1 protein-coding gene is annotated in these 514 nt (G+C 68.1%); it reads right to left on the bottom strand.

Features of this window, described 5'->3' with window-relative positions; translation table 11 throughout:
- Nucleotides 1–514 (bottom strand): DUF5801 repeats-in-toxin domain-containing protein (locus tag EOB49_RS36780; RefSeq protein ID WP_245473000.1); only part of this gene is annotated, 514 nt, incomplete at both ends.

Genomic DNA, 514 nt, shown 5'->3' with positions numbered 1-514 from the left:
CCGGTCGCTCCGGCATTGAAGCCAAGCGCGTAGGTGATCGCGCCGGCGCCGTCGGCGCCATAGCTCGACGTGAAGGCACCGGCGAAGCTCTGCGTGTCGTTGGTCGCGAGGACCGTCTCGTCGACCGTCAGCGAGTTGCTGGCGCCAGGCGCAGAGATCGTCGGGCCGTCATCGAGGAAGGTCAGGTTCTGGCCGATGTTGAGCGTCGCAGCCGAGCTGTCGCCGTCCTTGTCGGTGATCGTTGCCGTCAGCGTCACCAGATTGTCGGCATTCAGGCTGACCGGCTCGTTCGGGTTGGCCGTCGGATGGACGACCGCACGCTGCTGGTCGAGCGTCACACTGCCCGACGCATCGGTGGTGACCGTGAACACGATCGCGCCACCGATACCCGCACGGCCAACCACCTGGCCGGCTTCGAGGCTCAGCACCACGGCCTGGCCGCTCGCCGTGTCGACCAGCCCGGTCGCTCCGGCATTGAAGCCAAGCGCGTAGGTGATCGCGCCGGCGCCGTCGG

The organism is Mesorhizobium sp. M7A.F.Ca.MR.148.00.0.0, from assembly GCF_003997735.1.
Lineage (GTDB): Bacteria > Pseudomonadota > Alphaproteobacteria > Rhizobiales > Rhizobiaceae > Mesorhizobium.
This window is presented reverse-complemented; position numbering and strand designations above follow the sequence as displayed.